Source organism: Saccharothrix isguenensis (assembly GCF_052936305.1).
This window is the reverse complement of the sequence record NZ_CP193626.1, coordinates 7,642,404-7,666,553: the sequence shown is the minus strand read 5'-3', so window position 1 is coordinate 7,666,553 and position 24,150 is coordinate 7,642,404. Positions and strand designations below refer to the sequence as shown.

The 24,150-nt window shown below is 72.0% G+C and carries 27 protein-coding genes; 17 read left to right on the top strand and 10 right to left on the bottom strand.

What is annotated here, in order from left to right:
- The first annotated feature begins 81 nt into the window (after positions 1-81).
- Entirely contained in the window at positions 82-618 is a 537-nt protein-coding gene (locus tag ACRAKI_RS34640) for a CGNR zinc finger domain-containing protein (protein ID WP_447004669.1), read from the top strand.
- Positions 619-651: 33 nt separating this feature from the next.
- On the opposite strand, the gene ACRAKI_RS34635 is transcribed toward ACRAKI_RS34640, so the two are convergent.
- Positions 652-1,857 (bottom strand): DUF445 domain-containing protein, encoded by a 1,206-nt coding sequence (locus ACRAKI_RS34635; protein WP_447008598.1) that lies wholly within the window; start codon positions 1,855-1,857, stop codon positions 652-654.
- Between the two features lie 80 nt (positions 1,858-1,937).
- Between ACRAKI_RS34635 and ACRAKI_RS34630 the strand changes: the two genes are divergently transcribed.
- Positions 1,938-3,110: a pyridoxal phosphate-dependent aminotransferase gene (locus tag ACRAKI_RS34630; RefSeq protein ID WP_447004668.1), complete on the top strand. Its 1,173-nt coding sequence runs from the start codon at positions 1,938-1,940 to the stop codon at positions 3,108-3,110.
- On the opposite strand, the gene ACRAKI_RS34625 is transcribed toward ACRAKI_RS34630, so the two are convergent.
- On the bottom strand, positions 3,099-5,042 hold the full coding sequence (locus ACRAKI_RS34625) for an NACHT domain-containing protein (protein ID WP_447004667.1): 1,944 nt from the start codon (positions 5,040-5,042) through the stop codon (positions 3,099-3,101). The genes ACRAKI_RS34630 and ACRAKI_RS34625 overlap by 12 nt on opposite strands.
- Positions 5,043-5,115: 73 nt before the next feature.
- Between ACRAKI_RS34625 and ACRAKI_RS34620 the strand changes: the two genes are divergently transcribed.
- Positions 5,116-5,769 carry a TFIIB-type zinc ribbon-containing protein gene (locus ACRAKI_RS34620; protein WP_447004666.1) on the top strand — a complete coding sequence of 218 codons (654 nt, stop codon included), beginning with the start codon at positions 5,116-5,118 and terminating at the stop codon, positions 5,767-5,769.
- A gap of 98 nt (positions 5,770-5,867) precedes the next feature.
- On the opposite strand, the gene ACRAKI_RS34615 is transcribed toward ACRAKI_RS34620, so the two are convergent.
- Positions 5,868-7,025, bottom strand: coding sequence for a methyltransferase domain-containing protein (locus ACRAKI_RS34615; protein ID WP_447004665.1), 1,158 nt, complete (start codon positions 7,023-7,025; stop codon positions 5,868-5,870).
- Positions 7,026-7,137: 112 nt separating this feature from the next.
- On the opposite strand from ACRAKI_RS34615, the gene ACRAKI_RS34610 reads away from it, so the two are divergent.
- The 6 genes from ACRAKI_RS34610 to ACRAKI_RS34585 all read left to right on the top strand — a co-directional run bounded on the left by ACRAKI_RS34610 (position 7,138) and on the right by ACRAKI_RS34585 (position 10,887).
- Positions 7,138-7,524, top strand: a complete 387-nt coding sequence (locus ACRAKI_RS34610) for a helix-turn-helix domain-containing protein (RefSeq protein WP_447004664.1) — start codon at positions 7,138-7,140, stop codon at positions 7,522-7,524.
- 5 nt (positions 7,525-7,529) lie between these two features.
- Positions 7,530-8,225 carry a hypothetical protein gene (locus tag ACRAKI_RS34605; protein ID WP_447004663.1) on the top strand — a complete coding sequence of 232 codons (696 nt, stop codon included), beginning with the start codon at positions 7,530-7,532 and terminating at the stop codon, positions 8,223-8,225.
- Positions 8,226-8,341: 116 nt separating this feature from the next.
- Positions 8,342-8,626 carry a DUF2516 family protein gene (locus ACRAKI_RS34600; RefSeq protein ID WP_447008597.1) on the top strand — a complete coding sequence of 95 codons (285 nt, stop codon included), beginning with the start codon at positions 8,342-8,344 and terminating at the stop codon, positions 8,624-8,626.
- Complete coding sequence (locus ACRAKI_RS34595; protein ID WP_447004662.1) at positions 8,620-9,282, top strand: alpha/beta fold hydrolase; 663 nt, start codon at positions 8,620-8,622, stop codon at positions 9,280-9,282. Before ACRAKI_RS34600 ends, ACRAKI_RS34595 begins: the two co-directional genes overlap by 7 nt.
- Positions 9,283-9,291: 9 nt before the next feature.
- Positions 9,292-9,846 (top strand): type 1 glutamine amidotransferase domain-containing protein, encoded by a 555-nt coding sequence (locus tag ACRAKI_RS34590; RefSeq protein ID WP_447004661.1) that lies wholly within the window; start codon positions 9,292-9,294, stop codon positions 9,844-9,846.
- 126 nt (positions 9,847-9,972) lie between these two features.
- Positions 9,973-10,887 (top strand): IS982 family transposase, encoded by a 915-nt coding sequence (locus ACRAKI_RS34585; RefSeq protein WP_447002037.1) that lies wholly within the window; start codon positions 9,973-9,975, stop codon positions 10,885-10,887.
- A gap of 17 nt (positions 10,888-10,904) precedes the next feature.
- On the opposite strand, the gene ACRAKI_RS34580 is transcribed toward ACRAKI_RS34585, so the two are convergent.
- On the bottom strand, positions 10,905-11,663 hold the full coding sequence (locus ACRAKI_RS34580; RefSeq protein WP_447004660.1) for a MerR family transcriptional regulator: 759 nt from the start codon (positions 11,661-11,663) through the stop codon (positions 10,905-10,907).
- Between the two features lie 71 nt (positions 11,664-11,734).
- Between ACRAKI_RS34580 and ACRAKI_RS34575 the strand changes: the two genes are divergently transcribed.
- Positions 11,735-12,283, top strand: a complete 549-nt coding sequence (locus tag ACRAKI_RS34575; RefSeq protein ID WP_447004659.1) for a YbaK/EbsC family protein — start codon at positions 11,735-11,737, stop codon at positions 12,281-12,283.
- Here the strand turns inward: ACRAKI_RS34575 and ACRAKI_RS34570 are convergent.
- From ACRAKI_RS34570 to ACRAKI_RS34550, 5 genes are all read right to left on the bottom strand, one after another.
- On the bottom strand, positions 12,280-13,359 hold the full coding sequence (locus ACRAKI_RS34570) for an LOG family protein (protein WP_447004658.1): 1,080 nt from the start codon (positions 13,357-13,359) through the stop codon (positions 12,280-12,282). The genes ACRAKI_RS34575 and ACRAKI_RS34570 overlap by 4 nt on opposite strands.
- 76 nt (positions 13,360-13,435) lie before the next feature.
- Positions 13,436-14,314, bottom strand: a complete 879-nt coding sequence (purU, locus tag ACRAKI_RS34565; protein ID WP_447004657.1) for a formyltetrahydrofolate deformylase — start codon at positions 14,312-14,314, stop codon at positions 13,436-13,438.
- 11 nt (positions 14,315-14,325) lie between these two features.
- The gene (locus ACRAKI_RS34560) at positions 14,326-15,057 is read right to left on the bottom strand and encodes a maleylpyruvate isomerase family mycothiol-dependent enzyme (protein WP_447004656.1); all 732 of its coding nucleotides are present in this window, start codon (positions 15,055-15,057) and stop codon (positions 14,326-14,328) included.
- A 10-nt stretch (positions 15,058-15,067) separates the two neighbouring features.
- Positions 15,068-15,874, bottom strand: coding sequence for a class I SAM-dependent methyltransferase (locus tag ACRAKI_RS34555; protein ID WP_447004655.1), 807 nt, complete (start codon positions 15,872-15,874; stop codon positions 15,068-15,070).
- The gene (locus ACRAKI_RS34550) at positions 15,853-16,347 is read right to left on the bottom strand and encodes a DUF2505 domain-containing protein (protein ID WP_447004654.1); all 495 of its coding nucleotides are present in this window, start codon (positions 16,345-16,347) and stop codon (positions 15,853-15,855) included. Before ACRAKI_RS34550 ends, ACRAKI_RS34555 begins: the two co-directional genes overlap by 22 nt.
- Between ACRAKI_RS34550 and ACRAKI_RS34545 the strand changes: the two genes are divergently transcribed.
- The gene (locus ACRAKI_RS34545; protein ID WP_447004653.1) at positions 16,346-17,455 is read left to right on the top strand and encodes a UDP-N-acetylmuramate dehydrogenase; all 1,110 of its coding nucleotides are present in this window, start codon (positions 16,346-16,348) and stop codon (positions 17,453-17,455) included. The genes ACRAKI_RS34550 and ACRAKI_RS34545 overlap by 2 nt on opposite strands.
- Positions 17,456-17,597: 142 nt before the next feature.
- Positions 17,598-18,593 (top strand): hypothetical protein, encoded by a 996-nt coding sequence (locus ACRAKI_RS34540; protein WP_447004652.1) that lies wholly within the window; start codon positions 17,598-17,600, stop codon positions 18,591-18,593.
- On the opposite strand, the gene ACRAKI_RS34535 is transcribed toward ACRAKI_RS34540, so the two are convergent.
- A complete protein-coding gene (locus ACRAKI_RS34535; RefSeq protein WP_447004651.1) occupies positions 18,547-19,278 on the bottom strand; it encodes an SDR family NAD(P)-dependent oxidoreductase in 732 nt (243 codons plus the stop codon). The genes ACRAKI_RS34540 and ACRAKI_RS34535 overlap by 47 nt on opposite strands.
- 79 nt (positions 19,279-19,357) lie before the next feature.
- On the opposite strand from ACRAKI_RS34535, the gene ACRAKI_RS34530 reads away from it, so the two are divergent.
- The 5 genes from ACRAKI_RS34530 to ACRAKI_RS34510 all read left to right on the top strand — a co-directional run bounded on the left by ACRAKI_RS34530 (position 19,358) and on the right by ACRAKI_RS34510 (position 24,056).
- Complete coding sequence (locus ACRAKI_RS34530; protein ID WP_447004650.1) at positions 19,358-20,503, top strand: L,D-transpeptidase; 1,146 nt, start codon at positions 19,358-19,360, stop codon at positions 20,501-20,503.
- A 55-nt stretch (positions 20,504-20,558) separates the two neighbouring features.
- Positions 20,559-21,356: an alpha/beta fold hydrolase gene (locus ACRAKI_RS34525; protein WP_447008596.1), complete on the top strand. Its 798-nt coding sequence runs from the start codon at positions 20,559-20,561 to the stop codon at positions 21,354-21,356.
- Positions 21,353-22,606, top strand: coding sequence for a D-inositol-3-phosphate glycosyltransferase (gene mshA, locus ACRAKI_RS34520; RefSeq protein ID WP_447004649.1), 1,254 nt, complete (start codon positions 21,353-21,355; stop codon positions 22,604-22,606). The genes ACRAKI_RS34525 and mshA overlap by 4 nt, the downstream gene beginning before the upstream one ends.
- Positions 22,603-23,103, top strand: coding sequence for a YbjN domain-containing protein (locus ACRAKI_RS34515; protein WP_447004648.1), 501 nt, complete (start codon positions 22,603-22,605; stop codon positions 23,101-23,103). The genes mshA and ACRAKI_RS34515 overlap by 4 nt, the downstream gene beginning before the upstream one ends.
- 62 nt (positions 23,104-23,165) lie before the next feature.
- Positions 23,166-24,056, top strand: a complete 891-nt coding sequence (locus tag ACRAKI_RS34510) for a DUF4349 domain-containing protein (RefSeq protein WP_447004647.1) — start codon at positions 23,166-23,168, stop codon at positions 24,054-24,056.
- Positions 24,057-24,150: the final 94 nt, after the last annotated feature.

The following is a 24,150-nucleotide window of genomic DNA, read 5'->3' as shown; positions in this document are numbered from 1 at the left end:
GTCGGCAGCCGGGCTAACCGGTCACAATCGTTTGACGGTTACTTCGCCACATCGCGACCTTTCGACGCCTACAGTGGAGGGGTGACTGGTCTGGCGGCCGGCTGGGACCACGCGGCTTTCACGCAGGGTCGAGCCGGCGATGCGGAACACGATGTGGAGCTGCTGCTCGCTTTCCTGAACACCCGAGATCTCGAACTCGGCACGGACGTCCTGGACAGCGCCGCCGCTTGGCGCGCCTGGGTCACCGAACGCGGCCTCGGCCGGGCGGGTGACCCGGCGGAAGTCCGCGCCGCCCGCGCGTCGCTGCGGGCCTCGCTGGGTGAACGGCACGACGGACCCGATCCCACCCCCGCCGCGGGCCTCGTCCGCGTCGACCTCAGCCACGGCGTGCCGACGATGTCCAGCACCGACGCGCTCGGCGCGGTGCTCGGCGCGGCGGCACGGCTGGCGGTGCTCGGGTCCTGGGAGCGGTTCAAGATCTGCCAGGCGGACGACTGCCGGTGGGCGTTCTTCGACCGCTCGCGCAACCGCTCGCGCACCTGGTGCTCGATGCAGACGTGCGGGAACCGGGAGAAGGCGCGCAACTGGCGGGAGCGGCGCGCCCTCAGCGTGACCTGAGCGGAGGTCTCGCGCGGGTGGGGCGTGCCCGGGTCAGGTGACGAGCTGGGCGACGGTGTAGATCACCAGGCCGGCGAGCGCACCCACGACCGTGCCGTTGATGCGGATGAACTGCAGGTCGCGGCCGACCTGCAGCTCGATCTTGCGCGAGGTCTCCTCGGCGTCCCAGCGCTCGACCGTGTCGGTGATCAGCGTGGTGATCTCGTCGCGGTAGTTGGTCACCACGTACCCCGCCGCGCCTTCGAGCCACCCGTCGACCTTCGCCCGCATCGACTCGTCCTCGACCATCCGGCGGCCGAACGACATCAGGCCCTCGCGCACCCGCTTGCGCAGCTCCGACGACGGGTCCTCGGCCGCGTCGAGCAGCATCTTCTTCGCCGTGCCCCAGGCCGACCCGATGAGCCGCTGCACGTCCGGGTGCTCCACGAGCTGCTGCTTGACCTGCTCGGCCCGCTGCATGGTCGCCGGGTCGGTCCGCAGGTCGCCCGCGAACTCGATCAGGAACTGGTCCACCGCCAGCCGCATCGGGTGGTTGGCGTCGGTCTTGACCGCCCACGCGAAGTCCAGCAGCTCGCCGTACACCTTGTCGCCGAGCAGCGAGTCCACGAACTTCGGCGACCACGACGGCGCCCGGTCCGACACCACGCCCATGACCTTGTCGTAGTTGTCCCGCACCCAGTCGTACGCCCGGTCGCAGACCAGGTCCACCAGCTTGTGGTGCGCGCCGTCGGTGAGGACCTGCCCGAGCAGCTTGCCCAGCGGCGGACCCCACGGCTGGTCCACCAAACGCCGCACGAGCGCCTGCTCGACCACGGCCTGCACGTCGTCGTCCCGCAGCACGGTGACCGCGCCGCGCACCACGTTGGCCACCTCGGACGTCACCCGCTCGGCGTGAGCCGGTTCGGCGACCCACTCGCCGAGGCGCCGGCCGATGCCGACCCGCCGGAGCTTGTCCCGCACCACCGCCTCGGACAGGAAGTTCGTCCCGACGAACGTCCCCAGCGCGTCGCCGAAGGTGTCCTTGCGGCTCGGGATGATCGCCGTGTGCGGGATCGGCAGGCCCAGGGGCCTGCGGAAGAGGGCCGTCACGGCGAACCAGTCGGCGATCGCGCCGACCATGCCCGCCTCGGCCGCGGCGCGGACGTACCCGACCCAGGCCGGTCCGTCGTCCTCGAACAGCAGCGCCACGACGAAGATCACGGTCGCGGCCAGGAAGAAGCCGGTGGCCACGAGTTTCATCCGGCGCAAGCCCTGGCGCTTGAGCTGGTCAGCGGCGGTCAGTTGCTCCACTCCGCCATTGTCCGTGAAGATTCGACCTTGTGCGGGTACCAGCGCTAGTCCCCAGGATGCGGCCGTTCACCTCGACGATCTTCGCGGAGATGACCGCGTTGGCGAACCGGACCGGGGCGGTGAACCTCGGGCAGGGTTTTCCGGACACCGACGGCCCGGTCGGGATGCTGGAAGTGGCCAAGGCGTCCATCGACGCCGGGCTCAACCAGTACCCGCCGGGTCCGGGCACGCCCGGGTTGCGCGGCGCGATCTCCGAGCACCGGGCGCGCTACGGCACGCGCTACGACCCGGACACCGAGATCCTCGTCACGGTGGGCGCCACGGAAGCCATCGCGGCCTCGCTGCTCGCCCTCGTGGAACCCGGTGACGAGGTCGTGCTCATCGAGCCCTACTACGACTCGTACGCGGCGTCCGTGGCGCTGGCCGGCGCGACGCGGCGGACGGTCGGGCTGGTCGAGGAGCCGGGGACCGGGCGGCTCGGGCTGGACGTCGACGCGCTGCGTGCCGCCATCGGGCCGCGGACCAGGGCGTTGCTGCTCAACTCGCCGCACAACCCGACCGGGACCGTGCTGAACTACCTGGAACTGGCCGCCGTCGCCGCGCTGTGCGTCGAGCACGACATCGTGGCGATCACCGACGAGGTGTACGAGCACCTGGTGTTCGACGACCTCACGCACGTGCCGCTGGCCACGTTCCCGGGCATGGCGGAGCGGACCGTCACCATCTCCGGCGCGGGCAAGTCGTTCAACTGCACGGGCTGGAAGATCGGCTGGGCGTGCGGTCCGGCGAAGCTGGTCGGGGCGGTGCGCGCGGCCAAGCAGTTCATGACGTTCGTGGGCGGCGCGCCGTTCCAGCCCGCCGTGGCGCACGCGTTGCGCAACGAGCTGGAGTGGGTCGAAGGGCTGCGGACGTCGTTGCAGGACAAGCGGTCGCGGCTGTCGGACGGGTTGACCGACGCCGGGTTCGCGGTGCGGCCGAGCGAGGGCACGTACTTCATCACCGCGGACGTCCGCCCGCTCGGCTTCACCGACGGCGCGCAGCTGTGCCGGGAGCTGCCCGAGCGGATCGGCGTCGCGGGCGTGCCGGTGCAGGTGTTCACCGACCACCCCGACGAGTGGCGGCACCTCGTGCGGTTCGCGTTCTGCAAGCGGGACGAGGTGCTGGACGAGGCGATCAGCCGGCTGCGGAAGCTAAGCGTCTGACTTGACCTCCGCCGGGCGGGCGCCCGCCAGCCGGTCCTGCACCAGGGCGTGCCGGAACTGGTAGGCGGCGCCCGCTTGGCGCAGCACGCCGAGCTTGCGCGCGTCGTCCAGGAACACCATCAGCTCCCACGGCAGCTTCCCGCGCATCGCGAGCCAGATCCGCGCCACGGTGAACCACCACCAGCGCAGGTGCAGCACGGACAGCGCGAAGCCGAGCATCAGCCCGGACGCCAGCCCCAGCCCGACCATGCCGGACTGGTTCGGCCCGAACACCAGACCAGCGGCGGCGCCGAACACCACGGCCAGCACCAGCGACCCGGTCCACACCGCGATCCGGTCCTGCGTCATCGTCCACTGGGGACTCGACGGGTGGCTCAGCTCGGCGCTGCTGGCCAACGAGAACTGCAGCGCCACCGCCACCGCGATGCCCAGGCCGACGACCAGGCCCGCGGACAACCCGTACAGCGCGCCGAACACCAGACCGGCCGCCGTGCCCAGCACCCCGCTGACCACGACGAGGCTGCGCCACACCCCCAGCCGGGGCTTCGGCGCACGGTTGCCCGACGCGTACAGCGCGGCCACGGCCACCCCGAGCCCGGCGGCCAGACCGGTGACCGGCGCGAGCTTCGGCGTGCTCGCGTACGCCATCAGCCACATGATGCCGAGCCCGCCGATGGTGCCCAGCACGACCGCGCCGAGCAGCGCCAGCCACGTGCTGCCGACCGACCGGCGCAGCTCCCACCAGCCCAGTTCGAGCACACCGCGCTTGCGCATCTCGACGGCGAGGAACGTGAGCCAGCGGGTGGCCTTGTCGCGCGGCCAGACCTGGCTCGCACGGGCCTGGTGGGCGATGCCCCGGTCGCCGAACGCGCTGCTGACCAGCCGGTCCACCAGGTGGTCCTCCACGGCGCGGCGGTCCGGGAACCGGCCGCGGTCCAGCAGCTCGCTCGGCTCGCCGTACCCGTAGACGATGCCCGCCAGCCACACCGCGAGCGGCGTGGACAGCGCGTCGGCCAGCCGGCCGTCCGGCTCGTCGCGCAGGTGCAGGAAGATCGGCTCCCAGCGGGCCGCCGTCACCGGGTCCGACGCCGCGCGCAGGTAGCCCGCGATCTCTTCCTGATCGAGTGGCTGGAGCTGGACGACGTGCGCCCCCTGGACCGGGACGCCGGTGTCGGCGAACTCGTCCGTCCGGCTGGTCAGCACCAGCGGTTGCGCACCGGGGAACGCGCGGTTGATGCGGTCCAGCGCGTCGGCACGGCGGTCGGGCGGGATCTGTTCCAGGCCGTCCAGGACCGGGAACACCCGGCGCTGCTCGACCAGCAGGTCACCCGCGTAGCTGCCGTACAGCTCGGTGTTGCGCAGGGCCGGGTGGTCCTCGTAGAGCCGCCGGGTCATCCAGGTGCGGACGTCCTCCGCGTTCGGGTCCCAGGTGGACAGCGGGAGGAGGAACGGCACCGGCCCGTCCGTGCGGCGGTCGAGCAGGCCCATGGTGAGCAGCATGGCCGTGGTGCTCTTGCCCGCGCCGGGTTCGCCGAGGAACACCATGCGGGGGTTGCGCTGGAACGCGCGGACGACCGCGTCGCTGTGGCCGGGGCCGCCCTGGCCCGGTCCGCTCCGCAGGGCGATCCAGTGCACGTCGAGGAGGTTGTCCTGCAGGCCGCGGGCGCGGCACTCCTCGTTCCACTGGGCGTGCAGGGCGTGCGCGAGGGCGGTCGTGGCGGCGTCGAGGTTGTCGTCGGTCGCCAAGCCCGCGGCGCGCTTGCGGTGCAGCCACGGGTCGAGGGCGGCGAGCAGGGCCAGGAAGCCGAGGGCCAGGCCGGTCAGCCACAGTTCGGGTGCGATGCCGTAGTCGGTGACGAACAGGCCGGCCGCGACGAGCACGGCGGCCAGCACGCATCCGATGAGGACGGCCCGCTGGCGGAATCTGGACACCACCGCATCATGACTGACCGGTGACGGATGGTGGTGACACGGTCACCCTTGTGTCGTGCGTACCCTCGGATCTGTGATCTGTCCGAAATGCCAGGACCTGATGCAGACCATCAGCCGCGGTTCCGTGCACGTCGAGCAGTGCGAGAACTGCAAGGGCGTCTTCCTGGACGGCGGCGAGTTGGAGCAGATCATCGCCGCCGAACGCGCGCACTACGCGCAGCCGTACCGGCCGGAAGGCGTGCCGCTCGCACCCGTCCCGATGACTCCTGTCCCGATGACCCCGGTTCCAGGTCCGCCGGCTCTTCCGAGTCCGCCGGCGCACGACCAGACGGCGCACGACCAGACGGTGCACACGCCGATCGAGGGCCGGGTGTCGATCGAAGGCCGATCGTCGGAGGAGGGCCGATCGCTGGACGAGGGCCAGGCGCCGGACAAGGCGGCCGAGTCCGTGGAGGGTGACCAGCCGCCGCCGACCGCACCGTCCACGCCGGTGCCACCCGCCGAGCCCGCCGGTCCGCCGCCGCCCTACCAGCCGCCGCCCGGCACCCCCGTGCCGGGAAACCACGCACCTGGCGTCCAGCCCGGCGGTGCGCCACCCCCGTACCAGCCGCCACCCGGCACCGCGCCCGGCCCGCCGCCCGCGTACCCGCCCGGCTACTACGACTACCAGCACCCCCAGCACCCGCCGCGCCGCCGACGCAGCTTCCTGGAGGAACTGCTCGACTGACCGGTCGACTCGAGGTGCCCGACCGCGCGACTCGCGGTGCCTGAGCGGACGACTCCCGGGGTTCTGGGCGTTGGACTCGGGTGGTCCGGAGGTAGGACTCACGTCACGTGAGCGTTGGGCTCACGCGGTGGGGGCGGGAGGGGCCAGGTGTGCGGGGTGCCGTCGAGGGCGAAGTACTGGGCGGTGGGAGTGGCGGTGAAGGTGAACCGGTGGCGGCGGGGTCTGCCGAGTGCGCGCCACGAGCGGTAGGCGGCTTCGGCTTCGTCCCACAGCGCACGGGGGCCGCCCTGGTCCACGACCGCGCCCCGGTGGCGGACCCACGAGCCGTCGGGGTGCACCAGGCGGATCGGGTCGGCGGCCACCGCCACGTCGGACAGCACCAGGCCGGCGAAGAACTCGAAGCCGCTGGACGGGTCCAACACCGCACGTGACGACAACAGGGTCGTGCGGGACCCGGTCGGTGCGGCGGTCAGGGCGTCGAGCAGCGCCTCGTCGGCCCACGACCGGCGGTGGGCGCGCAGCGGCATGAACCGGCCGTCCTCCGGCAGCACGCGCCCGGTGGCCCGGCCGTCGCGCACGGTCAGCCGCACCAGCCCGGCGCCGATGGCGCGGTTGAACGTGGTCACGATCAGCCCGCCCGGCGCGGTCTGCTCGATCCACGCCGAGGGGATCCGGGACACGGCGCACGTGCCCAGGACGCGGTCGTAGGGCGCTCGGGGCGCGTACCCCCGCTCGCCGTCGCCCGCCACGCACGTCGGGTGGTAGCCGGTGGCGGTGAGCCGGGACTCGGCCCGCGCCAGCACCCCGGCGTCCACGTCGATCGAGGTCACCAGGGCGTCGCCGAGCACGTGGCACAGCAGGGCGGCGTTGTAGCCGGTGCCGGTGCCGATCTCCAGCACGCGGTCGCCCGGCGTGGCGGCCAAGGCCTCCAGCATGATCGCCATGATCGTCGGCATGCTCGACGAACTCGTGGGTACCCCGGTGACGGCGTCGTCCGCCAGTGCTTGCTGCCACGCCCGGTCGTCCCCGTTGAGCTGGGTCACGCAGACGTCGTTCCGGTACACCAGCGCGAGGTGGTCGGGGTGCGCGGACGTCACCGCCTCCCACGAGCCGTCCGGCCGCTGCACGAAGAAGCCCGGGAGGAACTCGTGCCGCGGGACCTGCCGAAACGCGTCCGCCCAGCGTGGATCGCGGATGACCTCGGCGGCCACCAGAGAGTCGACGAGCTGTCCGCGGAGGTTCGCCGCCAGGTCCACGTCCCCCACCGTAGCGCTGTGGCCGAGCACACGGGCAGATCGCTAGCAGGGCGCTTGCAACTGCTAGCACCTCCGCGTACCGTCGAATACGGATCGAGGAGGTGCCGCAAATTTGGACAAGTCCATCGACAAGGCGGTGGCCGAACTCGGCCGCGACATCGGCGAGTACATCCGCGAGCAGCGCAACACCGCGAAGATCTCGCTGCGGCAGCTCGCCAAGCTCGCCGGGGTCTCGAACCCGTACCTGAGCCAGATCGAGCGCGGGCTGCGCAAGCCGAGCGCGGAGATCCTGCAGCAGATCGCGAAGGGGCTGCGGATCTCGGCGGAGGCGCTGTACGTCGAGGCCGGGATCTTGGAGCAGCGAGAGGGCGGCGCCCTCGCGGACGCCATCGTCAGCGCCCCCGACCTGACCGAGCGGCAGAAGCAGGTGCTGCTCGACGTCTACGAGTCGTTCCGGCGGGAGAACACCGCCGTCAACCAGACCAAGCCGGAGGAGTGATCTCCATGCCGAACATGCCCACCACCGAGGAGTTGCGGAAGGCCGGCGAGCAGGCCGTCGCCGCCGCCCGCACCCCGCTGCTCGCCGCCCTCGGCGCCGGTGACCTGGCCGCGAAGGCCGTCATCGACGCGCTGATCAAGGCCCGCGAGCGCGCCGAGGAGGCGCGGACCGCCGCCGAGTCGAGCGACCTGAAGAAGGACCTGCTGGAGAAGCTGGACCCGGCGGAGCTGCGCAAGGTCGTCGACGCGTACACGCAGTCGGCCCTGAACCTCTACCAGTACCTCGCCCAGCACGGCGAGGAGGCGCTGGAGAAGCTGAAGACCCAACCGCAGTTCCAGCGGGCGCTGCACCAGGTCGAGGAAGCCGTCGAGAACGCGCAGAAGCGCACCGAGGCCGCCGCCGCGGACGCCCGGGTGCTCGCCGACGACGTGCTCGGCAAGGTCACCCGCCGCACCCGCGAGGTCGGCGAGAAGGTCGCCGGCGAGGTGGACGACGCGAGCGAGAAGCTGGCCGAGACGGTGGTCGAGGTCGGCGGTGACGTCGCCGAGGAGGTGCGCGACACCACCCGCAAGGCGGCCGAGCGCACCGCGCCGCGGAAGCCGGCCGCGGCGACCAGTCCCGCCACCGCGAAGACCACGGCCCCGAAGGCCGCGGGCACCCGCTCCACCGCGGCGAAGAAGCCCACCGACACCACGAAGTGACCGGACCGGCGCGGGGCGTCCCACCAGGGACGCCCCGTTTCCGCTGTACCGGGAACGTCGAACGCACGTAGGCTGGACTCGTGCTGCCCTCATTCCCGGCCTTCAGTCCGCTCTACCTGGACGCCTGGGTCATGTTCGTGGCGTACTACGCCGCGCTTGTCATGGGCGTGTTCGCCTTCGCGCACGCCCTCTCCCAGCGGGCGGACGCTTACACGGCGGCCGAGCGCATGACCAAGCCCGCCTGGCTCGGCATCACCGGTGGTGGCGCGTTCGCGCTGCTGCTGTTCCACCCGTTCTCCGGCGGTGGACTGTTCTGGCTCGCCGGGCTGGTGGCGGTCACGGTGTACGTGGTCGACGTCCGGCCGCGGCTGATCGAGATCCAGCGCGGCCCCCGGTGGTGACGTTCCGGAGCTACGGCTCCGGAACGCCGGTCACGCTCGTCGGCCACGGCCTGGGCGCGACCCCCGGCGAGGCCCGTCTGCCCGCGTCCGGCCTGCCGGGCACGAAGGTCGTGGTCACGCTCCCCTCGCACGGCGACGCGCCGGACGCGCCCGAGGGCTACTGGACCTACCGGCGGATCGCCGCCGACCTGCGTGGAGTCGCGCGGGAAACCGGTGCGACGCAGGCGATCGGCGTGTCGCTGACCGCCGGCGCGCTGCTCGCCCTGCTGGCCGGGGAACCGGCGGCGTTCGACCGGGTGGCGCTGCTGCTGCCCGCCGTGCTGGACGAGCCGAGGCCGGTGCTCGACCGCGAGGACGCGATCACCGCCGTCGGCGGCCCGCCCGACTACCAGACCGAACGGCGTCGTGCGTTCGCCCGGCTCGACGGCGCGACGGCCGAGCTCCCCGGTCAGGTCGCGGTCGCCGACCGTGCGGCGTTGTCCCAGGTCACGGCCCCGGTCCTGGTGGTCGGCGCGACCCGTGACCCGCTGCACCCGGAGGACGTGGCCAAGCAGGTGGCGGCGTCGTTCCCGCACGGCCGGCTGGAGCTGGTGCCGTCCTGGACGACCCACCGGGGTGACGTCCGCGGGTGGTTGCTCGACTTCCTGCGCGGGTAGCCGAACTGCATGGCCGAACAGAAGAAGATCGCATTCCTGGTCGACACGGAGGGCATCGAGCAGGTCGAGCTGACCGATCCCTGGCAGCACGTGGAGAAGGCCGGTGCGCTGCCGAGGCTGCTCGCGCCCAAGCTGGGGCAGGTGCAGGGGTTCGACCACCTGACGCCCGCCGACACGTTCCGCGTGGACGTGCCGTTCGCGCACGCGGACCCGATCGACTACGACGGCGTGGTCATCCCCGGCGGGGTTGCCAACGCGGACTTCCTGCGGATGGACCGCGACGCGGTGCAGTTCGTGAAGCAGCACGTCGCCGCAGGTAAACCCATCGCCTCGATCTGCCACGGGCCGTGGCTGCTGGTGGAGGCGGACGTGGTGCGCGGGAAGAAGCTCACGTCGTTCCCGAGCCTCGCGACCGACATCCGCAACGCCGGCGGCGAGTGGGAGGACACCGAGGTGTGCGTGTCCGGCGCGGGTGGCTGGACCCTGGTGACCAGCCGCAAACCGGACGACCTGCCCGCGTTCAACCGAGAGGCGTTGAAGGCCTTCGGGCTGCAGGGCCTCTGACGTCCGGGTGTTCTGACGGCACCAGGTCCACGGGGATGTGCACCTCCCCGTGGACACCCCCCTAGATGATTGATTCCAAGGGGTAGGCACCTGGAGATGTGGGGCGAGGGTGTCGATGTACGGGTTGTGACGACCGACATTGACACCCTCGCGACCGCACTCTATGTCAGAACCGACGACCTATTGAGGGACGCGCCGCACCTCGCGCCGTGGCGTCCGAAGGTCGGCCTGCGACCCCGCCTGACCGACGCGGAGTTGGTCACCCTGGCGGTGATGCAGGCCCTGCTCGGATTCACCTCCGAGGCCCGCTGGTTACGCCACGCCCGCGCGCATCTAAGGCATCTGTTCCGCTACCTGCCCCTACAGCCCGGCTACAACAAGCGGCTGCGCAAGGCGTCCGGCCTGGTCAAGGCGGTCATCCGGCTGTTGGCCGTCGACACCGCACTGTGGACCGACGACGTGTGGGTGGTCGACTCCACGCCGGTGGAGTGCGGCCGGTCGCGGGAGACCACGCGACGCTCCGACCTGGCCGGATGGGCCGAGTACGGTTACTGCGCTTCGCACTCCCGCTTCTTCTGGGGCCTGCGGCTGCACCTGGTCTGCACCCTGGGCGGCCTGCCGATCGCCTTCGCGTTGACCGGCGCGAAGGCCGACGAACGCACCACCCTGCTCGGTATCCTCGACGCCGACCCGACGCTCGCGGTCGAGCGTCCCGGCCAGGTCCTGATCGCCGACCGGCAGTACTACGGCCGCGACTTCGAACACGCCCTGGCCGACACCGGCCTCCGGCTGCTGCGCCCGGCACGCAAAGGCGAAGCCGAACGGCCCGGCGCAGCCCTGTTCAAACCACTGCGCCAGACCATCGAGTCGATCAACCAGACCTTCAAAGCCCAACTCGACCTCGAACGACACGGCGGACGCACACCCACCGGGGTCATCGCCCGCGTCCTGCAACGCATCCTCGCCCTGACCGCCGCCATCTGGCACAACGACCACACCGACCAGCCGATCAAGCGCTCCCTGACCGCCTACGACCACTAACCCTTGGAATCAATCATCTAGAGGCGTGCTTGCGCGTACGCCGCGATGGCGTCGCGGACGTACTCGCCGAAACCCTCGGAGTGCGCGTCGAACTGCGTCTTGAACTCAGGCGAGTCGACGTACAGCCGGCCCAGCCCGGTGTACGACTCGCGGTTCGGCGTCCAGCTGAGGCTCAACCACCGGAAATGCCGGTCGGTCACGTCCAGCGCCCGCGGCGCGTCCACCGCGACACCGGCGTCGAACAGCTCGGTGTAGGCCTGGTAGATCGACCGCCACTCCGCCATGAAGCCGTCGGCGTCGGACTTGGTCCAGCCCTGCATCCGGCGCTTGCCCTCGTCGATGTGCTCCTGGGCCTGCTCGCCGTAGCGCTCCACCAGTTCCGACTCGTAACGGGTCTGGCGGTCGGCGTCGAAGCCGTCGAACAGCTCTTCCATCTTCATGCGATAACCCCCTTCCAGTTCCTCGATCGTCCGGGCCACGGTCTTGGCCAGCCTCGCCAGCCGCTCCTGCTCCTCGGCCAACCGCCGCGCGTGGTTGCGCAGCACGGCGACCGTCGGGTGCCGCCCGTCCAGGACTTCGGCGACGGTGTCGAGGCCGAGTCCCAGGTCGCGCAGCAGCAGGATCTGCTGGAGCTTGAGCAGCTGCTCGCGCTCGTAGTAGCGGTAGCCGTTGCCACCGATCCACGCCGGTTCGAGCAGGCCGATCGCGTCGTAGTGCCGCAGCGTCCGCGAAGTCACCTTCGACATCCGCGCCACCTGTGCGATCGACCAGGCCATTCCCGTGCTCCCTCCTTGCACCGACCACGTTAGAGGTTGACGTAACGTCAACGTCAAGGCGAGCCGGCAGGATGGTCGGCGTGTGGACCATCGCAGGAACCCTGAGTCCCGTACCCGCGCTCGACCGGCTGGACCTCGTGGCCGGTCCGGTCGCCGCCGCGCTCCGGTCGATGGCGGACGGCGCGCGGTTCGCGGTCGCGGAGATCGACCCCACGTTGGCGGACACGGCCGAGTTCTGCGCGCACTACGGCTCGCCGTTGGAGGCGTCGGCGAACTGCGTCGTCGTCGCGGGCAAGCGCGGGGACACCGTCCGGTACGCGGCGTGCGTCGTGCTGGCGACCACGCGGGCGGACGTGAACGGCGTCGTCCGGCGTCGGCTGGACGCGCGCAAGGCGTCGTTCGCGCCGATGGACGACGCGGTGTCGCTCAGCGGCATGGAGTACGGCGGCATCACGCCCGTCGGCCTGCCCGGGGACTGGCCGGTGCTGCTGTCGCCCGAGGTGGCGGCGGCGCCGGAGCTGGTGATCGGCAGCGGTGTCCGGGGCAGCAAGCTGCTGGTGCCCGGCGAGGTGCTGGCGAAGCTGCCCGGCGCCGAGGTGGTGGACGGCCTCGCCCGCTAGCCGGGGCGTTGCGCCGGGTACTCGCCGAGGAAGGCGACGGCTTCGTCGATGTCGTCGGTGACGAGGATCCAGCGTTCCGCCTCGCGGCCCTTGGCCAGCTGCCGGACCAGCGGTGCGGCCGGCACCTCGTCCACCCAGAAGTCCCGGCCGAGGAACACCATCGGCGCGGCCGGGCCGACCGAGCCGTAGTGGTTCTGGCAGTAGTCCTGGAAGACCTCCTGCACGGTGCCCGCGCTGCCCGGCGTGTAGACGACGCCGCCGGTGGCGACGGTGAGCAGGCCCTCTTCGCGGACCGAGTTGGCGAAGTACTTGGCGTGCAGCTCGCACGCCGGGTTCGGCGGCTCGTGACCGTAGAACCAGGTCGGGATGCCGATCGTGCGCGGCCTCTCGGACGTCGGCAGGTCGGCCGGGCACGCGGCGATCCAGCGGCCGATCGACGCGGCGTCGTCGCCGAACTTCGGGGCGCGCGCCAGCTCCTTCAGCGTCGGCTCGTCCACGCCGATCCGCACGCCCAGCGGCACGGCCTCCATCACGCCCGGTCCGCCGCCGGTCAGCACGGTGAACCCGGCCTCGCCGAGCGCCGCCCCCAGCCGCACGGCCCGCCGGTAGCCGTCCGTGTCACGGCCCAGCGCGTGCCCGCCCATCACCGCGACCGGCGTGCCGATCAGGGCATCGGCCAACGCGTCGGTGATCGCGTGGTCGTGCAGGCGTTCGGCCAGCGCGTGCAGCGGGTCCGGGTTGTGGCCCTGCGCCTGGCTGTGCTGGTAGATCAGGGCGTCCGGCGTCTTGGCGTAGGAGAGCGGGTCGGCCGGGTCGAGCCCGGCGAACAGCTCGGCGGGCGTGTAGAGCCGTGACCGGTACACGTCGTACGGCAGGTCCGGGATCGCCGGGAACACCAGCGCACCGGCAGCCGCCGCACGCCGTTGCGCGACCGGGGAGAGCGTGCAGCCGAGGAACAGCGCGCCGTCCATCGGCACGCGCAGGTCCACGTCGCCCAGGTCGAGGCCGATCAGCACGGCGCGCTTCAGGTCGTCCGCCGCGCGGACCTGGTCGGGGTCGGTGAACTCGGTGCGCACGGGCGCAGCCTACGACCCGCACCGGCCGCACACGCGCGTTCCCCGCGGCTGGCGGGACTGCCGGCGGCGACCGGGACTAGAAGATGACGGTCTGGTTGCCGTGCACCAGCACCCGGTCTTCGAGGTGCCAGCGCAGACCGCGCGCCAGCACGATCTTCTCGATGTCACGGCCCTTGCGGACCATGTCGCCGACCGAGTCCGTGTGGTCCACCCGGATCACGTTCTGCTCGATGATCGGGCCCTCGTCGAGGTCCGCGGTCACGTAGTGGCAGGTCGCGCCGATCAGCTTCACGCCGCGGCTGTGCGCCTGGTGGTACGGCCGCGCGCCGACGAACGACGGCAGGAAGCTGTGGTGGATGTTCAGCGCCCGCCCGGCCCAGTCCGCGCACAGCTCCGGGGGCAGGATCTGCATGAACCGCGCCAGCACCACCGCGTGCGGCTCGTGCACGTCGACCAGCTGCCGGAGTTGCGCGAACGCCGCCCGCTTGCCTTCCGGGTCGTTCAGCGGGAACGGCACGTGGTGGAACGGGATGCCGTGCGCCCGGGTGATCCACGACATCCCGGCGTGGTTGCCGATGACCGCCGAGACCTCCACGTCCAACTCCTGCGCCGCCACCCGGCCCAACAGGTCGTACAGGCAGTGCTTGTCCTTCGACACCAGGATCACCACGCGCTTGCGCTCGTCGGTGTCGGTGACCCGCCACGAGCCGGGCAGCGCGCCGAGGTCGCGGGCCACCTCGGCGAACCGGGTGCGCAGCTCGTCCACGCCGAACGGCAGCGAGTCCGCCCAGACCTCCTGACGGGTGAAGAACCAGTTGGTGGTCGGGTCGGTGTGGTAGGCGGCCTCGACGATCCACCCGCCGTGCTCGGCCAGGAACGAGGAGATCCTGGCCACGATGCCGGTCCGGTCCTGGCAGCCGAAGGTGATCACGTAGCGTCGTTTGGGTACGGACACCACCGAAGTATCTACGGTCTGGGCAGTCCGTCGAGCAGTGACCTATCACCAGATGTAATGGCCCCGCTCGGCCGCCCCCACACCGCCCGGTACAGCGCGTCGGCGGTGCCCGCGACGGTGGCGTCCGCGTCGGTGGCCGAGTCGGTGAGGGGCCCGACCTCCGGCAGCTCGCCCGGTGTCAGCCGCACCTCCCAGGCGCGACCGGCGTCGGCCGCGTGGAGCACGACCCGGCCCGCCAGGTCGATCGCCTTGCGCCGGGCGGCGCCCACCAGCATCCGGTGCAGGTACTCGTCCACGCCGTCCGCCGCGAACTCCACGTCGAACAGCAGCGACGGCACGTCCGCGCCGTGCAGCGCGTGCTCGGCGTCCAGCCGGTGGATCGCCGTCTCGTGCGCCTGCCGCCGTGACCAGAAGCCGAAGTTCTTCGGCCCGAACGACCACGCGGGAGTGTTCGACGTGGCGCCGGCCAACGTGTCGGCCAGTTCGGCGAACTTCCCGTCCCACCACGCGAGCAGGTCGTCCCAGTTCCTGGGCCGCTCGTCGGCGTGGGGCCGGTCGGCGTCCGGCGCGGTGCGCAGGGCCCGCAACGCCCACGAGTGGACCCGCGCGACGTGGTCGACCAGGTCCTGCACCGTCCACTCCGGACAGGGCGGCACCGGCGCCTCCGGCCCGGCGGCCACCGCCGCGTCCCGCAGTGCGGTGTACTGGGTCCTCATCTGCTGCACGAAGTCCGCGTGGTCCACCCCGCACAGCCTAGGGACTCACGACGTCCCACGACATGGTGACCTCGCCGAGCCGCCACCGCTTCCGGTCGTCCAGCACCGGCCAGCCGCGCGCCGCCAGCAGCCGCACGGACTCCACCCAGCGAGCGCGCGGGCCGTAGGGCGCGAACGGCGCGGACGTCGCCCAGCACGAGTCCAGCTCGCTCAGCAGCGCGTGCACCTTCTCGCCGGGCACGTTGTGGTGGATCAACGCCTTCGGTAGCCGTTCGGCCAGGTCACCGGGGGTTTCCAGGTCGGCGGGCAGGCACGACAAGGTGAACGTCCGCGGGCCGTCGGCGGTCAACGCCACCCAGCAGCAGCGGCGGCCGATCTCGTCGCACGTGCCCTCCACCAGGACGCCACCGGGCGCGAGCCGGCCGACCATGGTGTCCCACGCCTCAGCCGCCTGCTCCTCGGTGTACTGGCGCAGCACGTTGAACGCGCGCAGCAGCACCGGACGGGCACCCGCCAGTTCGAACCCGCCGCGCCGGAAGTCCAGCCGCGGCGGGTCGGCGACCTCCTTGCCGGCGGCGACCCGGTCCGCGTCCAGCTCCAGGCCGAGCACCCGGACGTCCGGGCTGACCGCGCCCAGCCTGGCCGCCAGCTCGACCGTGGTGATGGGCGACGACCCGTACCCGAGGTCGACCACCAGCGGCTGGTCGTGCGAGAGCAGCAGGTCGCGGTAGGTGTGCGCGACCCACCGGTCGACCCGGCGCAGGCGGTTCGGGTTCGTCGTGCCTCTCGTGGGCAGGCCGAGCGCGCGCGCCCGGCCCGCGGCTAGGCGTGGCGGTCGAGCCATTCGGCGGTGAACTCGGTTTCCTTGTCCAGCAGCAGCGCGACCTGCTCGGCGATCAACGTCTCCAGCTTCCCGCCCATGAGCGGAATGCCGACCTTCACCTGACCCGTGAGGGTGAGTTCACTCCCATTCGCGGTGTCGGCGAGCGTGATCGTGCCGTCCAAACGGCCCGGAACGCCGTTCAGCGTCACCTCGACGGTGCCCGCGAAACCGGCCTCGGTCCACGACTCGGCCCGGTCGATGACGAGGTCGCCGCCGAGCAGGCCACGCGCCACCGACGGCAGCTTGTCGGCGGGCACACCCTGCTTGAGCTGGTACGACGTGCTCTGGTCGGTGGTTGTGAAGGCGACCAGCTCCGGGTCCGCGCCACCCAGCGCGGCCAGCCGGTCGCGCAGGTACCTCTCGTTCACCAGTGCTGCGAACACGTCCCGCGCGGGCCGGCGGGACGTGGTTCGGTGCTCGATGCGGCGTGCCATGTCGCGGAGGCTACCGTTCACGGTCGTGACCACCCCGCCCTCCAGTGCCCGCGTGCCCCTGGCCGAGTGCACCACGCTCCGGCTCGGTGGCCCCGCGGCGAGGTTCACGCGCGCCACCACGGCCGCCGAGCTGGTCGAGACCGTGCGCGCGTTGGACGCGGCCGGTGAGCGGTTGCTGCTGCTCGGCGGCGGGTCGAACCTCGTGGTCGCGGACGCCGGGTTCGCCGGCACGGTGGTGCAGGTCGGCACGGCGGGACGTCGGCTCGACCCGTTGGGCGACGGTCTGGTGCAGCTCACCGTCGAGGCGGGCGAGGACTGGGACTCGGTGGTCGCGGAGGCCGTGGCGCAGGGACTGGGCGGGTTGGAGTGCCTGTCCGGCATCCCGGGCCTGGTCGGTGCGACTCCGGTGCAGAACGTCGGCGCGTACGGCGTGGAGGTGGCGCAGGTCCTGACCTCGGTCGACCTGCTGGACCGCCGCACCGGCCGGGTGCACCAGGTGCCCGCCGACGGGCTGGGCCTGGCCTACCGGACGAGCGTGCTGAAGGGCACGGACCACGCGGTCGTGCTGCGGGCTCGCTTCGCGCTGACCGCGGGCGGCCAGTCCGCGCCGATCCGGTACGCCGAGCTGGCGCGGGTGCTGGGTGTGGCGCAGGGCGACCGGGTGCCCGCCGACGCGGCCCGCAAGGCGGTGCTGGAACTGCGGCGCGGCAAGGGCATGGTGCTGGACGCGACGGACCACGACACGTGGAGCGCGGGCTCGTTCTTCACCAACCCGCTGCTGGACGACTCGACGCTGACCGGGGTGCTGATCCGGATCGCCGAACGGCTCGGGCCGCACGTGGACGTGCCGACGTACCCGGCGGGGGCCGGGTTCTCGAAGCTGTCGGCGGCGTGGCTGATCGAACGCGCCGGCTTCCACCGCGGGTACCGCGGGCCCGGCGGCCGGGTGGCGCTGTCGAGCAAGCACACGCTGGCCCTGACGAACCGCGGCGGCGCGTCGACCGGGGACTTGCTGGACCTGGCGCGCGAGGTGCGCGACGGCGTGCGGACGGCGTTCGGCGTGGAGCTGCACCCCGAACCGGTGCTGGTCGACTGCGACCTGCGCTGAACTGCGGGACCTGCGCCGAACCCTGCGTGGCGCGCTGGAACCCCCTCCACCGTGTCGGCCGAACAGCCGAACGGGTGACTGGGTGTGACGAATTCTCACTCCGCGCGTTTCATGGAGGTAGGGGCACCCGTGGGAGGTCGCCATGGCCTACCGAGACGACGAGCGAGCGGCCGTCAGGCCGATCAAGAAGCTGGTTGAGGACGACTTCCTGAGCCGGCCCGGCGTGGTGGGTGTCGACCTCGGCGAGAAGACCGTCGACGGCCGGGCGACCGGCGGGTTGGCGATCGTCGTGTTCGTCCGCCGCAAGGGGCCGGCCGCCCAGTTCACCATCCCGCCGGACGTGCTGGGCGTCCCGACCGACGTGGTCGAGGACTCGTTCTCGCCGCACCACACCATCGAGTCGCCGGAAGGCGTGAGCGGGGCGGAGCGGCACGAGTTGCTGCTCGGCGGGGTCGGGATCGGGCCCAGCCGGGTCATCCGGTTCGTGCCGCCGGACGTCCCCGAGGCGGACGACTACGTGGTGGCGGGGACGCTGGGCGCGTTCGTCACGCCGCGCCGCCGGCAGATGGTGATGGGGCTGACGTCGTTCCACGTGGCCTGCGTGGACGACGCCTGGGCGGTCGGCGATCCGATGGTGCACCCGTCCCGGGTCGACGGCGGCCACCCCGTGCACGACCGCGTCGGCGCGTTGGCGCGGGCCGCGCTGTCCGGGGCGGTCGACGCCGCCGCGATCATGCTCACCACGCCGTGCGTGAAGCTGGACGTGGTCGGGCTGGGCGCGGTGCGGGGGCAGGCCGGCGCGCGGGTCGGCCGTCGGGTGCGCAAGCGCGGCCGGACGACCGCCTGCACCGAGGGCGTGGTCGCCTCCACGGACGCCGCGATCACGCTGGACTTCGGCGTCGGCCTCGGCGTCCGCACCCTGTACGACCAGATCCGGGTCGAGACGCCGGGGTTCGCCGACCACGGCGACTCGGGCGCCGTCCTGCTGGACGACGGCAACCACGTGGTCGGCCTCTACTGCGGCGGCAGCCCGCGCCGCGGCTTCGCCAACCCCATCGGCCCGGTGCTCGACCAGCTCGACGTGGACCTGCTCACTCCCGGTGCACGCGGGTCGCCGAGGCCTGCGCCCGGGGCTTGAGCACGATCTGGTCGAGGTTCACGTGCGCGGGCCTGGTCACCGCGAACGCGATCACGTCTGCCACGTCGTCCGCGGTCAGCGGCGTCACGCCCCGGTAGACGGCGGCGGCCCGCTCGGCGTCGCCGTCGAACCGGTTCACCGAGAAGTCCGTCTCCACCATGCCCGGCAGGACTTCGGTCACCCGCACCGGCTGCCCGAGCAGCTCGCCGCGCAGCGTCCGGTGCAGCGCCGACTGCGCGTGCTTGGCCGACGTGTACCCGGAGCCGTTGTCGTAGGCCTCGAACGCGGCGACCGACGTCACGGTGACCACGTGCCCGTCACCGGAGGCGATGAGCTTCGGCAGCAGGCCCTTGGTGATCCGCAGCGTGCCCAGCACGTTCGTCTCCCACATCCACCGCCAGTGCTCCTCGTCGGCTTCCGCCACGGTGGTCAGGCCGCGCGCGCCGCCGGCGTTGTTGACCAGCACCCGGGCGGCCGGGACGGCGTCCAGGAAGGACTCCACGGACGGTGCGGACGTGACGTCCAGTTCGACCGCCGTGCCCCCGATCTCGGCCGCGATGGCCTGGAGGCGGTCGATCCGCCGGGCGCCGAGCACCACGTGGAACCCCTCGGTGGCGAGCCTGCGGGCGGTGGCCTCGCCGATCCCCGCGCTTGCACCGGTGACGACTGCGATTGGACGGTTCACGCTGATGATCCTAGGTGTGTGATGCAGGTCACTCACACCGAAAGCCGTGTGGAACGTCCTCCTATCGGGAGGTCGTAACGTGCACAGGAGAGTGGCGGCACTGCTGGTCGGCTTGGCCCTGGTGGCCGGCTGCGCGGCGGAAGTGGAACAGGGCACGGCCAAGCCGGTCGGCGGCGACAACCCGCCCGTGGTGAAGGTCACCACCGCGCCCGCCGACGGTGCGGCCGACGTCCCGGTGAACGTGCCGGCACAGGTCACCGTGGCCGAGGGCGTCCTCGACGAGGTCGCGCTCACCAACCCCGAGGGCCAACCGGTGAAGGGCGAGCTCGCCGACGACAAGAAGTCGTGGTCGAGCACCGAGCCGCTGGGTTACGGCAAGAGCTACACGTACGCGGGCCGGGCGACCGGCACCGACGGCAGGCCGGTCGAGCTCAAGGGCACGTTCACCACCATCAACCCGGCCGTCCAGGTGCGCGCCACGCTGTTCCCCGGCGACAACCAGACGATGGGCGTCGCGGTCCCGATCAAGGTCGAGTTCGACGCCGACATCGCCGACCGGGCCACCGTGGAGAAGGCGCTGACGGTCACCAACTCGGCGGGCGTGCAGGGCAGCTGGGGCTGGCTCAGCTCCCGCGAGGTGCACTACCGGCCGGAGGACTACTGGCCCGCGAACACCGAGGTCCACGTCGAGGCGAAGCTCTACGGCGTCCCCTACGGCGGCGGCGCGTTCGGCCGCGCGGACGTGACCAGCGACTTCACCATCGGCCGCAACCAGGTCGTGAAGATCGACACGCCGTCGCACCAGCTCGTGGTGCAGCGCGACGGGCAGACCGTGGCGTCCTACCCGGCGTCGTTCGGCCGGGACGCGGACCCGGAGCTGACCACGCCCAACGGCACGTTCGTGGTGATGCAGAAGGACCCGCAGTTCAGCTTCGACAACCCGCGGTACGGCTACACCAACGTGGTGAAGAAGTGGGCCGTGCGGTTCTCCAACCACGGCGAGTTCATCCACGAGAACAACGACAACGCCGAGAACATCGGCAAGAACAACACCTCCCACGGCTGCGCGAACCTGCTGGAGGCGGACGCCAAGGCGTTCTACGACAGCGCGCTCGTCGGCGACCCGGTCGAGGTCACCGGCTCGATCACCACGCTGCCGCCGCAGTACGACTGGTACGACTGGCAGATCCCCTGGGCCCAATGGCGGACCATGTCCGCGTTGTGACAGAAATTCGGTTGTGCCGGGAAGCGACGGGACGACCACGGCGTTGAGCTGGATCGTGCAGAACACTCTCCTCGACGCCGGGGGCGTCCGGCTGGCGGTCCGTGAATCGGGCCCGGTGGACGCCCCGGCGGTAGTGCTGGTGCACGGTTGGGCACAGTCCGGGGAGGTGTGGCCGCCAAGTCCGTCGTACCGCTCCTACGCGCTCGACCTGCGCGGACACGGCGACTCGGAGATCGCCGAGGGCGGCTACCGCGACTCGGCCGCCTGGGCCGCGGACCTGAGAGCGGTGCTCGACCACGTCGGCAGGCCCGCGGTGCTGGTCGGCTGGTCGTACGGCGGTCTGGTGGTCACCGACTACCTGCGCGCGCACGGCACGGCGGGGGTCTCCGGGCTGGTGCTGGTCGGCGCGATCACCGAACTCGGGCGGGACCGGCCCGGCGGTGTCACCGGGCGGCTGTCGAAGGCCACCCTGGCCGACTCGCTGTCGGAGGACCCAGCGGTGGCGGTGCCCGCGCTGACCGAGTTCTGCCGCGACCAGGCGCCCGGACTGCCCGGTGAGCTGGTGCAGCGCATGGTCGGCACCGCACTGCGCGTCCCGCCGCGGGTGCGTCGGGAGATGTTCCAGCGCGACGTCGAGAGCGCCACCGTGCTGGAAGCGGTCGACAAGCCGACACTGGTGGTGCACGGCACCGCCGACGAGGTGGTCGACCCGGCCGCCGGGGAGTTCGCGGCAGCCATGATCCCCGGAGCCGACTTGCGCCGCTACGACCGCACCGGACACTCGCCGTTCCTGGAGCAGCCCGAACGCTTCGCCGCCGACCTGGCCGGCTTCGTCGCGGAGCTCTCCCGGTGAAGCGGGTCGCCGTGCTCTCCGTCCACACGTCGCCGCTGGAGCAGCCCGGCACGGGCGACGCGGGCGGTATGAACGTCTACATCGTGCAGACCGCGACGCGGATGGCGCAGCGCGGCATCGAGGTGGAGATCTTCACCCGGGCCACCTCGTCCGACCTGCCGCCGGTCGCCGAACTCGCGCCGGGCGTGAAGGTCCGGCACGTGGTCGCGGGTCCGTTCGAGGGTTTGGGCAAGGAGGAGCTGCCCGGCCAGCTCTGCGCGTTCGCCGCGGGCGTGCTGCGTGCGGAGGCGCGGCACGACCCCGGCCACTACGACGTCGTCCACTCGCACTACTGGCTGTCCGGGCAGGTCGGCTGGCTCGCCCGGGAGCGCTGGGCCGTGCCGCTGGTGCACACCGCGCACACCCTGGCCAAGGTGAAGAACCTGGCGCTGGCCGCAGCCGACACGCCCGAGCCACGGATGCGGGTGATCGGCGAGGAGCAGGTGGTCGCCGAGGCGGACCGGCTGGTGGCCAACACCGAGGTGGAGGCCGCCGAGCTGATCAAGCTGTACGACGCCGACCCGGGGAAGGTGCTGGTCGTGCCGCCGGGCGTGGACCTGGAGCGGTTCCGGCCGGGTGACCGGGAGGCCGCGCGGGCCGCGCTGGGGCTGGGGCCGGAGTCGGTCGTGCTCGCGTTCGTGGGCCGCATCCAGCCGTTGAAGGCGCCGGACGTGCTGCTGCGCGCCGCGGCGGAGATGGTGGCGCGCGACCCGGGGCTGCGGTCGCGGCTGGTGGTGCTGGTCGTCGGCGGACCGTCCGGTTCGGGCATGAAGACGCCCGACCAGCTGATCCGGCTCGCGGCGGAACTGCGGATCTCCGACGTGGTGCGGTTCCTGCCCCCGCAGGGCGGCACCGCGCTGGCGGGGGTGTACCAGGCGGCCGACGTGGTCGCCGTGCCCAGCTACAACGAGTCGTTCGGCCTGGTCGCGCTGGAGGCGCAGGCGTGCGGCACGCCGGTCGTCGCGGCGGCCGTCGGCGGGCTGCCGGTGGCCGTCCGGGACGGTGTGTCCGGCGCGCTGGTGGACGGCCACGACGCGGGGCCGTGGGCGCGGGCGCTGTCCGACATCGTGCTGCGCCCCGGCTACCGCGAGGAGCTGGCCGGCAACGCGGTGGGCCACGCCCACCGGTTCTCGTGGGACCGGACCACTGATTCACTCCTCACCGGGTACGCCGAAGCACGTGACGTGTTCCGCGAGGAGGTGTTCGCTTGAGCCGGGAACCGGAACAGGACCTGGACGACGTGATCCGGTCCACTTTGGACGACCGCGAGCTGCGCTACGACCGCAAGGGGCCGGGCCGGTACTTCGTGACCCTGCCCGGCACGAAGAAGCTCCAGACGAACTGCTGGCTCGTGAGCGGCAGGCACGCGCTGGTCGTGGAGGCGTTCGTGTGCCGCAAGCCCGACGAGGCGCACGAGGACGTCTACCGGTTCCTGTTGCGGCGCAACGCGAAGCTGTACGGCGTGCACTACACGATCGACACCACCGGCGACATCTACCTGGTCGGCCGGATCGCGCCGCACGCCGTGACGCCCGACGAGCTGGACCGCGTGCTCGGTCAGGTGGTGGAGGCGGCCGACGGCGACTTCAACACCCTGCTCGAGATCGGGTTCGCCGGGGCCATCCAGCGCGAGTGGGACTGGCGGGTCTCGCGTGGCGAGTCGCTGTCCAACCTGGAGGCGTTCCGGCACCTGGTGTCCGAATCGTGATCGCACCCGCGCAACTGCGGTGAGCCCGCGTCCCGTCCCAGCGGTGAACCGAGGGAGGGCAGATGGGCAGACGGGTGGGGTTGGCGGTCGCCGCGTTCGCGGTGGTGGCGCTGGCCGGGTGCGCAGGGGACCTCTCGTCGGCGCCGGCGGCAGACATGGCTGTGCCGGCGCCGGCGGAGCAGCAGCCGGGCGGCGGGACGCCGAAGCAGGAGTCCGCGGGCAAGGCCGGGTCCGGCGAGGCCCAGCAGGCGGGATCGTCGGCGCAGCAGAACCGGCAGCTCGTGCGCACGGCGACGGTCGAGTTGGTCGCGGCGGACGTCACCGCGGTGCTGGCGCGGGTCAAGGGCCTGGCCATCGCCGAGGGCGGGTACTCGGCGCAGGAGAAGTCGCAGGCGCAGAGCGCTTCGGTGACGCTGAAGGTGCCCGGAGACCGGCTGGGCGCGGTGCTGGCGTCCATCGGCGGGCTGGAGGGCGTCGAGATCGGCCGGCGTGAGCTGCGGACCGAGGACGTGACCGAACAGGTCGTGGACGTCGAGGCCCGATTGGCGAACCAGCGGGCCAGCGTGGAGCGGGTGCGCGGGCTGCTGGACCGGGCGTCCACCACGTCGGAGATCACCGACATCGAGGCCGAGCTGACCAAGCGGCAGTCCGAGCTGGAGTCGTTGCAGCGCCGGTACGAGGCGCTGAAGGGCCAAGTGGCCATGGCGACTCTGACGGTCGCCATGTCGTCGCGGCACGCGCCGGCGGTCGTGGCGGAGGAGGACGACTTCCTGAGCGCGTTCGCCGGTGGCTGGAAGGCCTTGCTGGCGGCGTTCGGCTGGCTGCTGGTGGTGCTGGGGGGTGTGCTGCCGTTCGCGGTGGTGCTCGGCGTGCCCGCGTTCGGGTACCTGTGGTGGCGTCGCCGGCGCCGCAGGGCCGCATCGGAACCGGCAGCCACGGCCGCCACGCCGTAGCTCCACCGAGGTGGTGACTCCTGGCGACAGGACTACTGAGAGCGACACCGCGCGGGAGCGCGGGGCGGCTTGGGAGAGAGGGGGATTCACGAGC

Excerpts from the sequence above, each read along its gene's own strand:
- ACRAKI_RS34510 (WP_447004647.1), top strand. The coding sequence starts at position 23,166 with ATGGGCAGACGGGTGGGGTTGGCGGTCGCCGCGTTCGCGGTGGTGGCG.
- ACRAKI_RS34605 (WP_447004663.1), top strand. The coding sequence starts at position 7,530 with ATGCCGAACATGCCCACCACCGAGGAGTTGCGGAAGGCCGGCGAGCAG.
- ACRAKI_RS34580 (WP_447004660.1), bottom strand. The coding sequence starts at position 11,663 with ATGGCCTGGTCGATCGCACAGGTGGCGCGGATGTCGAAGGTGACTTCG.
- ACRAKI_RS34545 (WP_447004653.1), top strand. The coding sequence starts at position 16,346 with ATGTCGCGGAGGCTACCGTTCACGGTCGTGACCACCCCGCCCTCCAGT.
- ACRAKI_RS34550 (WP_447004654.1), bottom strand. The coding sequence starts at position 16,347 with ATGGCACGCCGCATCGAGCACCGAACCACGTCCCGCCGGCCCGCGCGG.
- ACRAKI_RS34590 (WP_447004661.1), top strand. The coding sequence starts at position 9,292 with ATGGCCGAACAGAAGAAGATCGCATTCCTGGTCGACACGGAGGGCATC.
- ACRAKI_RS34575 (WP_447004659.1), top strand. The coding sequence starts at position 11,735 with ATGGTCGGCGTGTGGACCATCGCAGGAACCCTGAGTCCCGTACCCGCG.
- ACRAKI_RS34555 (WP_447004655.1), bottom strand. The coding sequence starts at position 15,874 with ATGGCTCGACCGCCACGCCTAGCCGCGGGCCGGGCGCGCGCGCTCGGC.
- ACRAKI_RS34635 (WP_447008598.1), bottom strand. The coding sequence starts at position 1,857 with ATGAAACTCGTGGCCACCGGCTTCTTCCTGGCCGCGACCGTGATCTTC.
- ACRAKI_RS34540 (WP_447004652.1), top strand. The coding sequence starts at position 17,598 with ATGGCCTACCGAGACGACGAGCGAGCGGCCGTCAGGCCGATCAAGAAG.